This window comes from Bacillus sp. V5-8f, assembly GCF_002863565.1.
In the GTDB taxonomy this organism is placed as follows: Bacteria; Bacillota; Bacilli; order Bacillales; family DSM-1321; genus Peribacillus.
This window is the reverse complement of record NZ_PGUW01000001.1, coordinates 19,118-37,084: the sequence shown is the minus strand read 5'-3', so window position 1 is coordinate 37,084 and position 17,967 is coordinate 19,118. Positions and strand designations below refer to the sequence as shown.

The 17,967-nt window shown below is 41.8% G+C and carries 15 protein-coding genes; 14 read left to right on the top strand and 1 reads right to left on the bottom strand.

Translation table 11 applies throughout. The annotated features are described in order from the left end of the window. Positions 1-74: 74 nt before the first annotated feature. The 14 genes from CUU64_RS00170 (at position 75) to CUU64_RS00105 (ending at position 16,702) form a co-directional block, all read left to right on the top strand. Positions 75-1,583: an N-acetylmuramoyl-L-alanine amidase gene (locus CUU64_RS00170; protein ID WP_101631261.1), complete on the top strand. Its 1,509-nt coding sequence runs from the start codon at positions 75-77 to the stop codon at positions 1,581-1,583. A gap of 206 nt (positions 1,584-1,789) precedes the next feature. Next, complete coding sequence (gene galU / locus CUU64_RS00165) at positions 1,790-2,677, top strand: UTP--glucose-1-phosphate uridylyltransferase GalU (RefSeq protein WP_101631260.1); 888 nt, start codon at positions 1,790-1,792, stop codon at positions 2,675-2,677. Between the two features lie 378 nt (positions 2,678-3,055). After that, the gene (locus CUU64_RS00160) at positions 3,056-4,117 is read left to right on the top strand and encodes a glycosyltransferase family 4 protein (protein ID WP_101631259.1); all 1,062 of its coding nucleotides are present in this window, start codon (positions 3,056-3,058) and stop codon (positions 4,115-4,117) included. A 72-nt stretch (positions 4,118-4,189) separates the two neighbouring features. Next, on the top strand, positions 4,190-5,422 hold the full coding sequence (locus tag CUU64_RS00155; protein ID WP_101631258.1) for a glycosyltransferase: 1,233 nt from the start codon (positions 4,190-4,192) through the stop codon (positions 5,420-5,422). A gap of 14 nt (positions 5,423-5,436) precedes the next feature. Further along, complete coding sequence (locus CUU64_RS00150) at positions 5,437-6,765, top strand: flippase (RefSeq protein ID WP_101631257.1); 1,329 nt, start codon at positions 5,437-5,439, stop codon at positions 6,763-6,765. Positions 6,766-6,791: 26 nt separating this feature from the next. Then, positions 6,792-7,727 carry an NAD-dependent epimerase/dehydratase family protein gene (locus tag CUU64_RS00145; RefSeq protein WP_180954404.1) on the top strand — a complete coding sequence of 312 codons (936 nt, stop codon included), beginning with the start codon at positions 6,792-6,794 and terminating at the stop codon, positions 7,725-7,727. Between the two features lie 87 nt (positions 7,728-7,814). Beyond that, positions 7,815-8,831: a Gfo/Idh/MocA family protein gene (locus CUU64_RS00140; protein ID WP_101631553.1), complete on the top strand. Its 1,017-nt coding sequence runs from the start codon at positions 7,815-7,817 to the stop codon at positions 8,829-8,831. Between the two features lie 30 nt (positions 8,832-8,861). Beyond that, the gene (locus tag CUU64_RS00135) at positions 8,862-10,199 is read left to right on the top strand and encodes a nucleotide sugar dehydrogenase (RefSeq protein WP_101631255.1); all 1,338 of its coding nucleotides are present in this window, start codon (positions 8,862-8,864) and stop codon (positions 10,197-10,199) included. 59 nt (positions 10,200-10,258) lie between these two features. Further along, positions 10,259-11,425 carry a glycosyltransferase family 4 protein gene (locus CUU64_RS00130; protein ID WP_101631254.1) on the top strand — a complete coding sequence of 389 codons (1,167 nt, stop codon included), beginning with the start codon at positions 10,259-10,261 and terminating at the stop codon, positions 11,423-11,425. Further along, complete coding sequence (locus CUU64_RS00125; RefSeq protein WP_101631253.1) at positions 11,422-12,660, top strand: glycosyltransferase family 4 protein; 1,239 nt, start codon at positions 11,422-11,424, stop codon at positions 12,658-12,660. The genes CUU64_RS00130 and CUU64_RS00125 overlap by 4 nt, the downstream gene beginning before the upstream one ends. Positions 12,661-12,667: 7 nt before the next feature. Beyond that, positions 12,668-13,780 carry a DegT/DnrJ/EryC1/StrS family aminotransferase gene (locus tag CUU64_RS00120; protein ID WP_101631252.1) on the top strand — a complete coding sequence of 371 codons (1,113 nt, stop codon included), beginning with the start codon at positions 12,668-12,670 and terminating at the stop codon, positions 13,778-13,780. Between the two features lie 14 nt (positions 13,781-13,794). After that, complete coding sequence (locus CUU64_RS00115) at positions 13,795-14,505, top strand: acyltransferase (protein ID WP_101631251.1); 711 nt, start codon at positions 13,795-13,797, stop codon at positions 14,503-14,505. A 60-nt stretch (positions 14,506-14,565) separates the two neighbouring features. Then, on the top strand, positions 14,566-16,035 hold the full coding sequence (locus tag CUU64_RS00110; protein ID WP_101631250.1) for an O-antigen ligase family protein: 1,470 nt from the start codon (positions 14,566-14,568) through the stop codon (positions 16,033-16,035). Continuing rightward, positions 16,028-16,702, top strand: coding sequence for a Wzz/FepE/Etk N-terminal domain-containing protein (locus CUU64_RS00105; protein ID WP_101631249.1), 675 nt, complete (start codon positions 16,028-16,030; stop codon positions 16,700-16,702). The genes CUU64_RS00110 and CUU64_RS00105 overlap by 8 nt, the downstream gene beginning before the upstream one ends. Positions 16,703-16,762: 60 nt before the next feature. Here CUU64_RS00105 and CUU64_RS00100 read toward each other — a convergent pair whose 3' ends face one another. Next, entirely contained in the window at positions 16,763-17,824 is a 1,062-nt protein-coding gene (locus tag CUU64_RS00100) for an LCP family protein (RefSeq protein ID WP_101631248.1), read from the bottom strand. Positions 17,825-17,967 lie beyond the last annotated feature (143 nt).

The window sequence follows — 17,967 nt, the reverse complement described above, 5'->3', positions numbered from 1 at the left end:
AGAAAAAGGGATTAGTGAACATGTTCTAATCCCTTTTTCATTTTTAAAAAAACAGCCAGAAAAAGGAGACAAACATGAAAAAATGGATAAGCATTGTGCTGATTTTGCCTTTGCTTTTAATGCTGCATGCCCCTCGTTCATTAGCTGCTGAAGGAACCGTTGAGAGATTAGGCGGTGCCGACCGTTTTGAAGTAGCGGTCAATGTGTCGAAGAAAGGCTGGCCAACTACGGCGGGTACAGTTGTATTGGTTAATTACATGGCTTTTGCTGATGCGTTGTCAGCTGCACCCCTAGCCTATTATAAAAATGCCCCGATTCTGCTGACACATGCGGATCATTTAACGGAAGAAAGCAAAACGGAAATCCGCCGCTTAGCCCCGCAACAGGTGATTATCATTGGAAGTGAAGGAAGTGTTTCCAATCAAATTGTGTCTGACCTAAAAGGCATAAATGTTTCTAACGTGAGCAGAATTGGCGGAAGGGACCGTTATGAAGTGTCCGCTGCCATCGCTTCTCAACTGCCGGCTTCTTCTAAAGTAGTTGTTGCGGATGGGACGAACTTTCCGGATGCGCTTGCGATAGCCCCTTATGCATCCCGCAATCGTTTTCCTATTCTTTTGACCTTGCCTGAGCGCTTGCCAGATACGATTCAAGCGGCAATTGCTGCGAGACAGCCACAGGGCTCTATTGTGGCGGGCGGAACAGCCAGTGTAAGTACACAGGTTGCCAGTCAGCTTCCTTCTCCTCTAAGGATCGGCGGCAGCAACCGTTTTGAAGTTGCGGCGAATGCCATTCGACAACTAAATCTCAATACAAGCAAGGCCTTTTTGACGACCGGGTATACCTTTGCCGATGCGTTAACAGGTTCTGTACTGGCTGCTAAGCAAAATGCTCCCATTCTTTTAACACAGCCAAGTTATATACCAGCAGCCACGGATAAAATCATTTTAGAAAAATCAATTCTGAATTTCGTTGTTTTAGGCAGTGCGGCTTCCGTTTCACAGAATGCCGTGAATCAAGCTGTAAAGAAATTGATGGATCTGAAAATTGTTGTAGACCCTGGTCATGGAGGAACTGACCCTGGAGCCTCTGCAAATGGATTAGTTGAAAAAAATATTACCCTCGATGTTGCAAAAAGATTGCAAACGAAATTAAATGCTGAGGGTGCAAAAATAACGATGACAAGAACTGGAGACACGTATGTTTCCCTAACAGACCGAGCTGCTCTGGCTAACCGAGTAGGGGCTGACGTTTTTGTAAGCATCCATGTTAATGCTGCAGGTACGTCCGCGGCGTATGGAACTGAAACCTTTTGGAACAGCCAGTATGCTTCAGCGAATAGCCAGGAGTTGGCGACCTATATCCAAAGCGAAATGGTTTCCGAACTGGGTACAAGGAACAGAGGAGTCAAACAAGCGAATTATTATGTAATAAAATATACAAAAATGCCAAGTGCTTTAGCAGAATTAGCGTTTGCCACCAATTCTGGCGATGCCGCTAAATTAGGCTCCGCCACATATCGGGATAAAGCTGCGAAGGCAATTTTCGACGGCATTTCTACCTACTGGAGCAAACACGATTAAAATGAACCCGGCTATTGCCGGGTTTTATTTTTCTGGTAACTCCGCAAACCGATATGGCTAGAAAAGAATGATAATTATTTGTAATTTAACCATACATATTCCCCGCAATAGGATTTCTTAAACATCTTTGGGCAGTTATAGGGTTATAAATCTCCTCTTCTTAAAATATATATTTTTTAATGACATCGTTGGCAGGGGTGAAATGAATGCGAAAAATCAAAAAAGCCATTATTCCGGCAGCAGGGCTGGGAACCAGGTTTTTACCCGCTACGAAAGCGATGCCCAAAGAAATGCTGCCAATTGTTGACACGCCAACCATTCAATACATAGTGGAAGAAGCTATTCTATCCGGGATTGAGGATATTATTATCGTGACTGGGAAAGGGAAAAGAGCGATTGAGGATCATTTCGATGTCGCTCTAGAGTTGGAAATAAACTTGGAGAAGAAAGGGAAGACAACACTATTAGAAGAAGTCAGACATTCCACAAATATGGTTGATATTCATTACATTCGCCAAAAAGAGCCAAAAGGATTGGGCCATGCGATTTGGTGTGCGCGCAAATTTATTGGGGATGAACCGTTCGCTGTGCTTTTGGGCGATGATATTGTGCAGGCGGATACACCATGCTTGAAGCAGTTAATAGATTTTTATGAAGAGGTGGGCTCTTCCGTTATTGGTGTTCAAAAGGTACCTAAGGATGAAACGAACCGTTATGGGATTATTGATCCGCTAACACAGCGGGGTCGGAGCTATGAGGTGAGAGCCTTTGTTGAAAAACCAGCTGTACAGGACGCCCCTTCCAATGTTGCGATTATGGGCCGTTATATTCTTACACCTGAAATCTTTAGTGTTCTGGAAAAACAGGGGACCGGCTCGGGTGGAGAAATTCAATTAACGGACGCCATTGAAACATTAAACAAAACCCAAAAAGTCTTTGCCTACCATTTTGAAGGTACCAGATACGATGTCGGGGAAAAATTCGGCTTTATTAAAACTACCATTGAATTGGCTTTAAAACGTGATGACTTAAAGCCACAATTGGTTCATTACCTTCAAGATCTTATCCGTAAAGGGGCGATCCCACTGACATAAAGGGTATGTCGGCTGCGTTACGCAGCCTTTTTTAATGTTTTGCTTCTGTACATAAAGGGTACTATTTGTTTTGGTACAAGCTGTGCATTGCGACGCAACACCGTCGGGTTAACTATAAATAGGATGGCTCTTTGTGATTTGATTTATTCGGGGAAAGAGGGATAAGAATTTAGGGCGTTATTTTCTAGTATAGGTGGAATATGTGGAAATTTGATGAAAGATGTAAAAAAGTTCCTGCGAAGGAATCAACAAAATGCTGTGTTACCAGTAGTTAACGCAATCGTTACACAATCGAAACAATAATTTTTTGTTGAATGTTGTTGGTTTTGTGTTACACTAAACGAGATGAATTTTATCACATTTATTAAGGAGCTAAGTATGGAGATCAACTTATGGATTGCCGTTTTTGTCTCTTTTGTTACTGTCCTTCTTGTCACTCCGCTTGTAATGAAGTTTGCTGTCAAAATTGGGGCAACGGATAAACCTAATTCCAGAAAAGTTCATACAAAGCTAATGCCTAGACTTGGCGGTTTGGCCATCTTCATAGGTGTTGCCGTAGGTTATGTAATTTCAGGCTTATATAATGAACATATATATTCCATTACCCTCGGCGGAATTTTAATTGTTCTAATTGGTGTATTGGATGATAAGTATGAACTATCCGCTAAGGTGAAATTAGGCGGACAGATATTGGTTGCAGCCCTGATCGTTCAATCCGGGTTAACGATTGATTTTATCACCATCCCGTTCGTGGACAGAATTGATGTTGGGTGGTTATCCATTCCGCTTACCATCTTCTGGATTGTAGGGATCACGAACTCCATTAACTTGATTGACGGCTTGGATGGCCTTGCAGCAGGCGTTTCTTCTATATGTATAGCAACAATTGCTTTTATGGCAGCGATGAATGGGAATTTTCTTATCTTTACTATAGCTGTTATCGTATTAGCGAGTACACTTGGATTTTTGTTCTATAACTTTCACCCGGCAAAGATCTTCATGGGGGATACAGGATCACTGTTTCTAGGTTATATCATTTCGATTCTATCATTATTAGGGCTATACAAAAGTGTTACTTTATTCAGCTTTGTTGTCCCTATTATTATACTCGGTGTCCCAGTGTTTGATACAACCTTTGCCATTATAAGAAGAATTGTGAATAAGAAGCCTATCTCGGCACCGGATAAATCCCATCTGCATCACAGAATCATGGCTCTTGGCTTTTCTCACCGATCAACCGTATTAATTATATATGCTTTAGGAATAATATTCAGTGCGTGCGGGATTTTCTTCTCCCAAGCGACATTGTGGGGTTCGATATTTATTGTCATCGGCTTGCTCCTCGTCTTATCTTTAATAGCTGAAATAATTGGATTGGTCAGCGAAAAGCACAAACCATTCCTCAACGTGTATAAGAAATTTGGAGGAAGAAACAATTGAGCCGTAGGTAAATCACACCTATGGTTTTTTTTATTTCACCCCATACTTTGGACGTAACGATAAGGAGTTATTATGAATTCATCTCTTGTTATTCTGACAAATAGATATCCATATCTTCCTGGCGAGGAATTTTTGACCGCCGAATTGCAAGTGCTGGCGAGTCATTATGAGAAGATTTTTTTGATTCCCACTAACCAGTCCGTTCGCTATGACTCATCAGACCACAGGGACATCCCTGGAAATGTGGAGGTTGTTCGCTTGTTTGAGAGCGGAAAACGGTCCTCTGTATCCAGAGTTATGGAAGTGGTGAAGCATCCGGGTCATATGAAATGGTTTTCCGGGGAGCTAATCCATTCCGTGCAGTACGGGATAAAGGCGAATCTAGTGATGTTAAACTGGCTGGCTCATGCTTGTGAGATAAAGAACAAACTCAAAAACTTTATCAGCACGAACGGGGACATGATGTATTATTCGTACTGGCTAACCCCATCAGCACTAGCTCTTGCGATGCTGAAAGAAGAAGGGAAAATAACCAGAGTGGTTTCCAGGGTTCATGGAGGAGATTTGTATGCGGAACGTCACAAGCCTGCGTATATTCCGTTTCAGGGTAAGGTACTCTCCATTTTGGATAAAACCTACCCCATCTCGGAAAACGGTTTGAGGTATCTCGCTAACAAACACCCGGGTACAGAAAACAAACTCTCGGTCCAAAGGCTTGGGACCAAACGTAAAGTCGACTTTGAACAGATTAATTGGAAGAAACAATCAGATGCGCTTAGGGTTGTAAGCTGTTCCTATTTAAAGCCCGTTAAAAGGATTCATTTATTAGCTGAAGCATTAAAGCATTGCCATTTCCCTGTCGAATGGACTCATATCGGGGATGGACCGGAACGTGGGCGGATTGAAAGCATTGTAAAAACCCTGCCGGAACAAATTAAGGTGAATATGCTTGGAAATAAAACAAATGATCAAATCATGGAACAATATCGCTCGAATGACTATGATCTTTTTGTAAATGTCAGTGAGAGTGAAGGGATCCCGGTTACCATTATGGAAGCATTCAGCTTTGGGATTCCAGTGTTGGCCACAGATGTTGGCGGCACTTCCGAGCTTGTGAATGCGGAGAATGGCAAACTTTTAAACAAGGATATCGAGCCGCTGGATATTGCCACAGAGCTCACTAGTTTTTATAACATGTCGATAGGCGAAAAAGCAGCCAAAGGAAAAGGAGCCTATACGACATGGGATGACTCTTATAACGCGGACAAAAATTATACCAAGTTTGCAACATTGCTAAAAGATTAGAGGTTTTTTCGATAATGGCTGAAAAAAAGAATTCTTTTTTATCGAACAGTATCATGACATTAACAAGGCAGGTTGTAAGCATTGTTATTGGTCTTGTCCTTATTGTTGTCCTGGCCCGAGGCCTTGGCCAGGAGGGGCAGGGCTACTATACATTAATCACTTATCTGCCATTAATGCTGATGACTTTTCTTAATTTAGGCTTGAACACATCAACCATCTATTTTGTCAGCAGGAAGGAAATTAACCTCAAAGAGGCATTCGTTACAAATATTGTTACAGCAGTGGTCCTGGCCTTTATTAGTGTCCTGATCGGAATTGCTGTGATTCTCATTCTGGGAGATTCAAAATTCGAACATGTGGAATCCGGTCTTCTGTATCTGAGTCTTTGTGCGCTGCCCTTTATGTTTCTCATGATTTTTTTACAGACGATCTTTCAGGGGATTCAGAACTTCAAATTGTATAACACGGTACTCGTTATACAGCAGTTTGGTACGTTGTTTTCCCTCATTCTTTTGTTGTTTGTGTTTCACCAGGGACTCGAGGGGGCCATCCTTTCATTTGTTATCGGGTATTTTCTTTCCGTGCTCTATAGTATCGTCATGCTGTTTAAAGTCTACCAGCTGGATTTCTCGATGCGGCATTTTTCGTGGCGATATATTAAGCAGTCGTTTTCATACGGATTGAAATCCCATATTAGCAACATGATGACGTTTTTGAATTATCGCCTTGGGGTTTTGCTGTTAGGTTTCTTCCTAAGTCCCGCCGCTGTCGGGATATATGCCGTTGCCGTTAACCTCGGGGAGAAAATTTCAGTTTTTTCCCAGTCGTTCTCCCAGGTACTCCTGCCGCGGATCGCCTCCTCAAATGTGGAAGAGGACCGCAACCGGGTAACGGCGCTTCTTAGCAGATTCATCATGGCTTTTGTCGTGTGTCTCAGTCTTGGAATCTACTTCCTGGCAGATTTGATATTTTATCTTGTCGATCCTGAATTTAGTGCCAGTGCCGATGTTTTGAGACTGCTCTTGCCTGGCTTGACCGTTCTGGCTGTTGAAAAGATTCTATCCAATGACTTAGCCGGCAGGGGACGGCCTGAGTTAAATATGTACGTATCTTTCGTCAATGTAGCTTTAACGGCTATTTTAAATCTAATGCTGATTCCCGCTTATGGAGTACAAGGCGCGGCAGTTGCAACTTCTGTGACTTACATCATCAGCTTTATGATTAAAGTATTGATCTTTAAGAAGGTTACCCGGCAGCCGGCGCAACAATTTTTGATTATTAAAGGCTCGGATATTAGAATGGTAATGGACTTAGCTAAGAAGATAAGAAGAAAACCCGCGTAAATAAACTGCAGCCGAGGTGAATGAGGATGTCAATATTAATTACCGGTGGAGCCGGCTTCATTGGAACGTTTACGAAAAATGTTTTAAAACAGGCTGGTTATAACGTTATTCTAGTTGATAACTTTATAACTGGAGATAGAAGCAATATAGAAGCCGGAGATCATTTAATTGAGAAGGATATCAGAGATGAACGGTTATATGATGATTTGAAGGAGTCTGAAATCGATGCGGTGATCCATCTCGCTGCGCAGACAAGTGTTCCTGACTCACTGAACGATCCGGTGTACGATGCAAGCGAAAATATCGAGGGAACAGTGAAAATGCTTCAGCTTGCCAACCGCTTAAAGGTGAAGAAGTTTATTCTTGCTTCATCTGCAGCGGTTTATGGCGATAATCCCGCCTGTCCTTTAAAGGAAACAGAAGCTTTAGCACCGACTTCGCCATACGGGTTATCTAAAATGACTGGGGAGCACTATGTCGACCTGCTATGCAGGCAATATGGCATCGAAGCCACAATCCTCCGTTATGCTAACGTTTTTGGACCTAAGCAGTCGAAGGACGGTGAGGGGGGCGTTATTAAAATCTTCATTGATAAACTGTTGGAAAACCAGACATTGCAGATTTTTGGAGATGGAGGACAAACAAGGGATTTCATCTACGTAGAGGACATAGCGAATGCCCATCTAGCTGCAATAAAAGGTCCGTCGGGGGTCTATAATGTCAGCACGAATACCGAAACTTCAGTAAATGAATTAGTCGAAGTGCTTACAAAGCTATCGAAAGGCTCCATTCCCAAAGAGTATGCTGAACCGCGTCAGGGAGATATTTACCGCAGCTGTCTCGACAATAGCCGGATTACAAACAGTTTGGGCTGGAGCCCTCAGTATTCATTTGATGAAGGTCTTCAAAAGACATTTGATGCCTTCATGGACATCAAAAGCCTGACTCCTTCACAGGAATGAAATATTTACATTATTAACTTATATTAAATTTCGTGTAAGATAATCCTGTATTCAAAAAGACAAACTATGAAAGCAAAGGTGAAAGAAATGATTCGTTTTGCGATCGTTGGGTGTGGGCATATTGCCAAGAAGCACGCAGAAGCAATTACTAATAGTGAGGGTGCTTCATTAGTGGCCGTATGTGACACTGTGGAAGATAAGATGAAGCCTTTTGTGGAAGAATATAATATTAAAGGATATACGAGCCTTGAGGAGCTTTTACAGAGCCCGGACGTAGATGTCATTAACATTTGTACACCAAGCGGATATCATGCCAATATTGCCGTACAGGCTGCAGAAGCGAAAAAGCATATTGTGGTCGAAAAACCAATTGCTCTTACCATTGAAGATACAGATAGAATTATTAACGCATGTAACGAAAATGGTGTAAAATTAGCGGTGGTGCACCCGAACCGTTTCCGCCCTGCCCTCATTAAATTGAAGAATTTGATGAAAGAAGGCCGGTTTGGTAAGTTAAGCCATGCCAATGCAACTGTACGCTGGAACAGAAATCAGGCGTATTATGAACAAGCGCCATGGAGAGGCACAAAGTCACTTGATGGCGGCGTTCTTATGAATCAGGCTATTCATAATCTTGATTTGCTTGTATGGTTAATGGGTGATATTGAAGAGGTATACAGCATGGACGCTACACGGCTTCGCGATATTGAAGCAGAGGACGTGTCAACTGGTGTTGTCCGCTTCAAAAATGGAGCATTAGGTGTCATTGAAGCTGCCGTAACCATCTATCCCAAAAACTTTGAGGAATCCATCAGCATTTTTGGCGAACATGGTACGATCAAGATTGGCGGACAGAATGCTAACTTTATAGAGCACCTTGTCATGGAAGGTCTTTCAGAAGAAGATGTAGAAGCATTGAAGGCCGAGATTAAGGCTGATCCATTTGGAAAGCCGGGACATCAAGCCATCATGGAAGATATGGTACTTGCCATTAAAAATAATAGAGAACCGGTTGTAACTGGTGAAGACGGAAAAAGAGCTCTTCAGCTTGTTATTTCCCTGTATGAATCCGCAGCATCTCGAAAACCTGTAGTACTAGGTTAAGAAAGAATTAGGAGAAAAGAGGATAACCTGATGACGACAAATACCGAACTAAATCAAACAGCAAAAGATTTATTGAATAAAATTGAAGATAGAAATGCAACGATTGGGGTTGTAGGCCTTGGATACGTTGGCCTGCCGCTTGCAGTTGAAAAGGCGAAAGCTGGATACAAAGTAATCGGCTTCGATGTTCAACAAAGTCGCGTAGACCAAGTAAACCAAGGGATCAACTATATTGGTGACGTTGTGGATGCAGAATTAAAGGAAATTACTGAATCTGGCCAATTTAAAGCAACAACGGACTATTCACTAATTAAAGATGTTGATGCAGTAGCAATTTGTGTGCCAACACCGCTTGACACATACCAGCAGCCTGATACCTCTTATGTGGAAAGCTCAGGAAAAGAGATTGCGAAAAACATGCATCCGGGAATGCTGATTGTTTTAGAAAGTACAACCTATCCTGGAACAACAGAAGAAGTGTTAAAGCCTATCCTTGAGAGCACTGGCTTAAAAGTGGGAACCGACTTCTTCCTTGCTTACTCACCGGAACGTGTGGACCCAGGTAACAAGCATTACAATACAAAGAACACACCAAAGGTAGTCGGCGGTATTACACCTGCATGTACGGATATTGCGGCTTCTCTTTATAAGAGTGTTCTTGAAGGTGATGTACACCAGGTATCAAGCCCTGCAGTAGCCGAAATGGAAAAAATCCTTGAAAATACATTCCGCCACATTAATATTGCGCTTGCAAACGAAATGGCCATTTTATGTGATAGAATGGGCATTGACGTGTGGGAAGTAATCGATGCGGCTGCTACCAAGCCTTATGGATTCATGCCGTTTTATCCAGGCCCTGGTCTTGGAGGACACTGTATTCCAATCGATCCTTTCTACTTAACATGGAAAGCAAGAGAGTACAACTATCATACAAGACTGATTGAATTAGCGGGCGAGATCAATAACGCTATGCCTGAGTTTGTTGTGGACAGAGCAATGAAGGTCCTAAACGAAGAGAAGAAAGCTCTAAACGGCGCTAAGGTTCTCGTTTTAGGTATTGCTTATAAGAAAGATATCGATGACATGCGTGAGTCCCCAGCATTATTGATTGTCGATGCCCTTGAAAAAGCAGGTGCAGATTGGACTGTTGCTGACCCATATGTGGAACAATTTAAATTGAACGGCGAAATGGTTAAAACAGTTCCATATGATGAAAAGTCATTGGAAGAGGCAGACCTTGTCTTAATCACCACTGATCACAGCAACTATGACTATGACATGATTGCCAGAAAATCAAAGGTTATTTTTGATACAAGAAATGCCCTTAAGGATCACAAGGACAAAGCAAAGAAATACATCAGACTTTAATAATTAATGGAGCCAGACAATTTTTGTCTGGTTCCCTTATGAATTTTAAGGGGTTTTATATGAAGATATGCCATTTAACGTCTGTTCATCCTGCGGAGGATATAAGAATCTTCGTGAAAGAATGCCAATCGCTGCAGGAAGCAGGCCACGATGTTTCATTAATCGTCGCCAATAGTGAGACATATACAAAAAATGATGTCCAGATCATCGGAGTAGAGGCCCGGTCCTCTAACCGTTTTTTGAAAATGGTGAAAGGTCCTTCAGCTGTATATAAGAAAGCATTGGAAGTAAATGCGGATGTCTATCATTTTCATGATCCAGAGCTTATGCCAGTAGGCCTTTTGTTGAAAAAGAAAGGCAAAAAGGTGATATATGATGTCCATGAGGACGTTCCAGAGCAAGTCCTTTCTAAGCAATGGATTCCTAAACCATTAAGGAAGATTGTCTCATTCACTGTTAAGACAGCTGAAAAATTGGCTTCGAAAAGATATGACGGGATTGTCACTGCAACGCCGACCATCAATAACCGTTTTCGTACATATAATTCCAACAGTGTGGTGGTCCATAATTATCCGATCATGGGTGAATTATTGGATGATGGCCATGAAAGTCCTCTTCAGACAAAGGAAGCCCTGCCGCCTCATTTAAGGGATCCATATGCCTTATACGTTGGAAGCATTACGAAGATTCGCGGGGTTTTTGAGATGGCTGAGGCAATTGGGCTTGCCAATCAAAAGGTGCCAATGAATTTAGTGTTGGCTGGTGCGTTTGCTCCGCCTGCCCTTCAATCGGAATTGGAGAAAAAGGAAGAATGGAAATACATCCGTTATACTGGCTATTTGGACAGGCCTGGTGTAAAACAGCACCTGAAAAATGCTAAGGTAGGATTGGTGCTGCTTTATCCTGAGCCAAGATATATGGTTTCCCTGCCCATTAAAATGTTTGAATATATGGCTGCAGGAATTCCTGTCATCGCGGCCAACTTCCCATTGTGGAAGGAAATTGTCGATGATGCGAAATGTGGACTATGTGTGGACCCGCTTAATCCAGAAGAGATTTCCAATGCCATGCAATGGATCATGGAACACCCGGAAGAAGCGGCGGCAATGGGCCAAAACGGGAAGTGTTCCATTATCGAAAAATATAACTGGGAGCATGAAAGTAAAACATTGGCCATGCTATATGAACAATTATCCCGGCGTGAGACAAGGGTGGTATCTGAATGAAGATTTGGATTTTGAACCATGTTGCTTTAAAGCCCAATGAAACAGGTATTACCCGCCATTATGATCTATCTAAATACATGGTCCAGAAAGGCCATGAAGTGACGATTTTTGCCAGCAGCTTTCTCGCCTATTTATTTAAGTGGAGAAACCCCAACAAGAAGAATTATAGAGAGAATGTGAATGGGGTCGTGTATGAATGGGTTTGGACACTTCCGTATAAGGGAAATAGTGCAAAGCGCCTTTTGAACATGATCAGTTATTTCTTCCTTGCTTTGTTCCGGGGAATGCAATTGAAGGAGAAGCCTGATGTGATTGTGGGTTCCTCTGTCCATTTATTTGCATGCCTTGCAGGCTATTTTTTAAGCAAATGGAAAAAAGCGAGCTATGTTGTGGAAATAAGAGATTTGTGGCCGAGGACGTTAATTGAATTCGGTTCAATGAGCGAACGGCATCCGGTTGCAGTCATGTTCGGCATCATAGAAAAGTTCGTATATAAAAAGGCTGAAAAGATAATCGTCACATTACCTGGGGCGCACAAATACATCACTACTTTAGGGATCCCCCGGGAAAAAATCGTCTATATCCCGAACGGCATCGATATGAGCAAACAAGAGGAGCTTGAGAATCCGTCCTCTATGGAAGCTGAAATAGCAGAGATTCGAAAAAAGTATCCTCGTATTGCGTTGTATATCGGCTCCCACGGAATGGCGAATTCCCTTTATACGATCGTTGAATCTGCCGAATACTTACATAGAGACGATACAGCTTATGTATTTATCGGTGAGGGACCTGAAAAAGAAGGCTTGAAAAAGGCGGCAAAACATAGAGAAAATATTTATTTTTTTAGTGGTGTCCCGAAAAATGAAGTGTTATCGACGGTGAATTTGGCAGATGTTGTCCTGGTATCGATGTTAAATACGAATTTATACCGATTCGGCATCAGTCTCAATAAGCTAAATGACTACCTAATGGTAGGGAATCCTATTTTATTTGCCGGTAAGGTATATAATAATATTGTTGAAGCTGCCAATGCCGGAATAACCGTTCCTCCTGAAGATCCAAAAGCATTCGCTGATGGGTTAAATCAGCTGTTGGATCTGTCTGCCGAGCAAAGACAGGAAATCAAGGCAAATAGTTTTGCTTATCTTTATGAAAATCATAATATGGAAAAACTAGCTGAACGCTTTATCGCTGTTTGTGAAGAAGTGCAAGCTACTAAAACGGAAAGAGGGTAAACTGATTATGCAAGTACCTATGCTAGACTTAACTGAACAGTACCAAAAGCTTAAGAGTGAAATCAATGCCGCTGTGGAAGAAGTAATGACGAAAGCGCATTTCATTCTAGGCCCGAACGTAAAAAAGCTTGAGAGTGATGTAGCTGAATATAGCAATTCAAAGCATGGAATCGGAGTGGCCAACGGGAGTGACGCGTTAAACATCTCACTAATGGGATTGGGAGTCGGACCTGGGGATGAAGTTATTGCACCTTCCTTTACATTTTTCGCTACAGCTGGAGCGATTGCTAGAACTGGTGCTACACCAGTTTTCGTGGATATCGATCCGAAAACATTTAATATCGACCCGGCTGCAATCGAAAAAGCAGTGACTGACAAAACAAAAGCCATTATTCCTGTTCACCTTTATGGCCAAATGGCTGACATGGACAAAATTAAAGAGATTGCGGACAAGCATAATCTATATATTGTGGAAGATGCTGCACAGGCAATCGGTTCTGAATATAAAGGCAAAAAGGTTGGGGAGCTTGGAACAGTTGCGTGCTATAGCTTTTTCCCGACTAAGAACCTTGGTGCTTATGGCGATGCCGGCATGATCATCACGGCAGATGATGAAATCGGCGAAAAATTGCGTGTAATCCGCGTGCATGGAAGCAAGCCTAAATACTACCACCATGTGTTGGGCTATAACAGCCGTTTGGACGAAATGCAAGCAGCCATCTTAAATGTGAAATTCCCTCACTTAAATGACTGGAGCGAAAAACGCAAAGAGAAGGCAGCAAACTATACAAAGCTATTGAAAGAAGCGGTAGGAGACGTGGTTACTACTCCATATGAAGAAGAGTTCAACCACCATGTATACCACCAATATACAATCCGCGTGCCTCAGCGTGATGAATTGCAGGCATACCTGAAGGAGCAAGGCGTATCAACGATGATTTACTATCCACAGCCATTGCACCTGCAGCCTGTATTCGAATACCTTGGATACAAAAAAGGCGACCTTCCTGAAACAGAAAAAGCGGCAGCTGAAGCATTGTCTCTTCCTATGTTCCCAGAGCTTAAAGATGAGCAGCAAGCATATGTGGTAGAGAAGATCAGAGAGTTTTATAACAAGTAAGGGAGGGTTACTAGATGGAACCAGTATCTAAAGGATTGAATGTAATCATTAAAGAAGGGGTAACGTTTGGGGAAAACGTTACACTCGGCAATAATGTCATTATTTATGATGGCGTTCAGATCGGCAGCAATGTAATCATCCAGGACAATGCGGTCATTGGAAAGCAGCCGACACGTGCGAAGAATTCTATTCTCCCTGAAGTGAAGAAGCTTCCGCCTACGGTTATCGGTTCTGGCGTCACGATCGGCACCTCTTCCATTATCTATGCCAATGCAACATTAGATGATGAAGTTTTTGTAGCAGACCTTGCAACAGTACGCGAACGAGTCCACATTGGCGCACAAACCATCGTGGGCAGGGGCGTTTCAGTCGAAAATGACTGCAAAGTAGGAATTAAGTGCAAGCTAGAAACGAATTGCTATATCACAGCTTATTCAGAGATTGAAGATTATGTTTTCATCGCGCCATGTGTCGTAACAACGAACGATAACTACATGGCTAGATCAAAAGAGCGCTATGATAAATTTAAAGGCGTTACGATCAAAAAAGGTGGACGCATTGGTGCCAATGCCATTGTTCTCCCTGGAAAAACAATTGAAGAAGATGGTGCTGTAGCGGCCGGAAGCATTGTAACCCGTGATGTGAAGAAAGAAGAATTGGTCCTAGGTTTCCCAGCGAAAAAATTGCGCAACGTTCCAGAGGACCAATTACTTAGAAATCAATAACCAACCATGGAGGGGAGGCTGTTTCATAACGGCCTTTCTTCATTTTAGGAGTGGACACAGTTGTTGGTCAATAAATCGCAAACATTCATCCAGATCATCCTTGCCTGCTTCATTGCTGCAGTATTAGGCTATGCCTCCATGAAGGTCGAGGTTAACCTGTTGTACGGGGCAGCAGCTTTACTTCTGCTGATACTTGCCTTGTTTGTTATTACCTTTTATATTGTTTGCTTTTGGAGAAATAGGGGCTGGGATTACAGGATCTATGCCTTAACAATAGCAAGCTCCTTTATTGGAGCCGCTCTCGTATCAGTAAAAGTAGCATCCATTTCCATCTTTCCATTCAGAATCTTAATTGCCTTCACTTGGTTATTGGTGATCATCGAGATGATAAAACGAAGGCAGTTGACTTACTTCCGGGACGTTAACGTAAAGTGGGTCTTCTACTATTTTATCTTCTGGATTTTGTATGGACTTGTTGCTATGAACTGGTCCGCACAGCCGATAGAAACCGTAAAAGAACTTATTTTCCTCGGAACTGGGATTTCATTAGTAATCCTAACAGTGGCATTGTTGCGGGATGAAAAGAGTTATATAGAGTTTTTTACGATATGGATCGTCATGGGTATTCTATTGATAGGGATAGGGTTAGTCAATAACCTTCTTCAAATTCATCTTCCAATTTCAAGGATTACAGAGGTATCTGCCTATCAAAAGCATATTCCGACCTCTGTCTTTGTAAATGAAAATGATTTTGGCAGCTTTTTAGCTATTAGTTTTTTCTTTTTTGTCTCGCTTGCCAAGAATGGAAAAAGGATTATTTATAACCTTATTGGCGCTATGGGGGCCTTACTTTCGGTTTATCTTATAGTAGAAACGAATTCCAGGGCCAATTATATAGCGGTAGCATTGGGAGCTGTCTTCTGGTTCCTTTTCCTGCTGAATAGAAGACAAAAGATGGCCTTCACCTTATTAGCGGCTATCCCTTTTATCGGTATTCTCTTTGTTCTTCGGTCGAGATTGGATAATATCTTTTTGAACTTAAGTTCCCAAATCACCAGTTTGCTGCCTGGAAACGGGGGCGGCGCGGCTGGCTCTGTCGATATTAGAGAAAACTTATTGAGAAATGCCAGGACATTTATTGAAAACAGCTTTGGTTTTGGCATAAGCCCTGGTAATGTTGAATTCTATATGAAGAATTTCGGGGTGTATGATACGCATCAAGACTATAATATCCATAACTGGTGGGCAGAAATCTTTGTCCATTATGGCTTGCTGATCTTTACAGGATATATTCTCTTGTTCATCTTCCTGTTTATCTCTCTTTATAAAATAAAACGGACTATCAGGACGAATCATACTAAGCTTATCACTGAGGCTCTTTTATGCAGCATACTTGTTTTCATATTCTCCAGCATCAGTCCGAATTCCTTCATGGCATTAAATTATAACTGGTTATTTCTCGCTTTTGCGGTAGGATACGTTAATCTTCATTCTAATAAAGCACAGCATATAGGAGGAAAAAATGTTTAAAGGTACAATTTCAAGAATTTTAAACAGGTTACGGAAGCTAGCCATCCTGTTAATCCTCATTCCAATCCTTACAGCGGCCATTGCCTATATTTATGAGAGCAGACAGCCTGTAACCTATTCTGCAGAGGCACAGGTTGAATTGGGCAATTTTGAAAATGAAGGGTTAACGGATCCAAGGAAGGTACAAAAAATCGTTCAATCTGATGCCTTCCTTAACAACATTAACGCGGGAAACAAATTGAACGAAACTAATGAAGCGATCAAGCAACGTTTAACGGTAGAAACAAGCGAAACAAAAACGGTAACACTTCAGTACCAAAGTGAAGACAAAAAAAAGGCAGAGGCCGTTTTATCGGCAGTGGTAGATGGCTTTATTGCTAGAAGTGACGATCTGTTTCAAAGGAAATATAATTTCATAAAGAACCAGGTAGATGCTGTAAAGGAAATCGAAACAACTACAGAGCAGGTTAAACAACAAGAGTTTATCCGAGAAAACGAATTTCTGCTCCAATTTGATTATAAAAAGAACCAAATCGTTGAAGACGTTCAGGTCAGCCAGGATCCGCATAGTCCTTTAAGCCGAGCGATCTTTGGTTTGATTATTGGAATCATGGTCAGTATCATTATATTGATCCTACCGGAGATATTCCGCAGCTATGAAGAATAACGCAAGATAGCAAAATCCCCTTACCGTCAGCCAGCGATAAGGGGATTTTTTTGGCAAGTTTTATTGTGAGTCAGAATCGTATGTTGATTCGTCATATGACTCGGAATCAGAGGAGGAGTCAGTTGTTTCTTCCTCTTCTGTTGGCAGGTCAAGATGGGATCTTAATGTATGGGTGACCTGAGCCACTTCCTCTTCATCCGGCTTGAAATAGTACACGCCATTCTCGTAGTCATCTTCACCTTTAATTTCCAATTGTTCAATCTTTGATTTATTAAAGTTGGTAAGGTTTTTGCTTAGGCCCATTGCCTCACCAATTGACATATTGGTTTGAATGTTTTTTCCTGCAACCTCTGCAATATCATCAATTTTCAACAGTGTTTTAGGTGAAGATAATTCATCAATTAAGCCGGTTACGACTTGTCTTTGTCTCATGTTCCGGCCGAAATCGCCGCGTGGGTCTTTCTTTCGCATTCTTGAGTAGACCAGGGCTTCATCACCATTTAAGGTTTGCTTGCCTTCTTTGAAAGAGTAATGATTCCAGTCCTTGTCGATATCTTTGAAATCAAATGGAACATCGACCGTTACGCCACCCACTTCATCAATGACCTTTGTAAATCCTTTGAAGTTGACCAACGCATAGTAATCAATCGGGATATTTAAAAACTTTTCAACCGTTTCAATGGTTTCATCCCTGCCGCCGTCCGCATAGGCATGGTTTATTTTATCCTGGTTGACCCTGCCTGGAAGATCAACCAGGGTATCACGGGGAATGCTAAGAAGCTTCATATTGTCAGTTTTAGGGTTGAAGGTTGCTACCATGATGGTATCGGATCGTCCGCGATCATGTTCCCCGGAATAGTCCTCAATTCCAAGCAGTAACACGGAGAATGGGTCATCCGATACTTTTACCTGTTCATCACGCAGCGCAGATTTTTCCCGTCCGTCCGCGTACGTATCATTAAAGGCAGCATAGGTATTATAGATAACAAAGCCTGCATATCCAATTATAGAAAATAAAAACATCGTAACGAATAATAGGGCGATTCGTTTCTTCTTCTTTTTCCTTTTCTTCCTTATGACATATCTTCGAGGCGGTGTATCATTGTTTGTATTGTAAGGCATTTTCTATCCTCTTTTCATTTGTGAATTTTTTACTAAAACGAAAGGATGTTTCGCATCTATTAACTCTTAATCTAGGAAATTATATCTAGTATAAAAGACGTAATTTATAATGGCTTTAAAATCAACCTAAGCTTTATTATCGC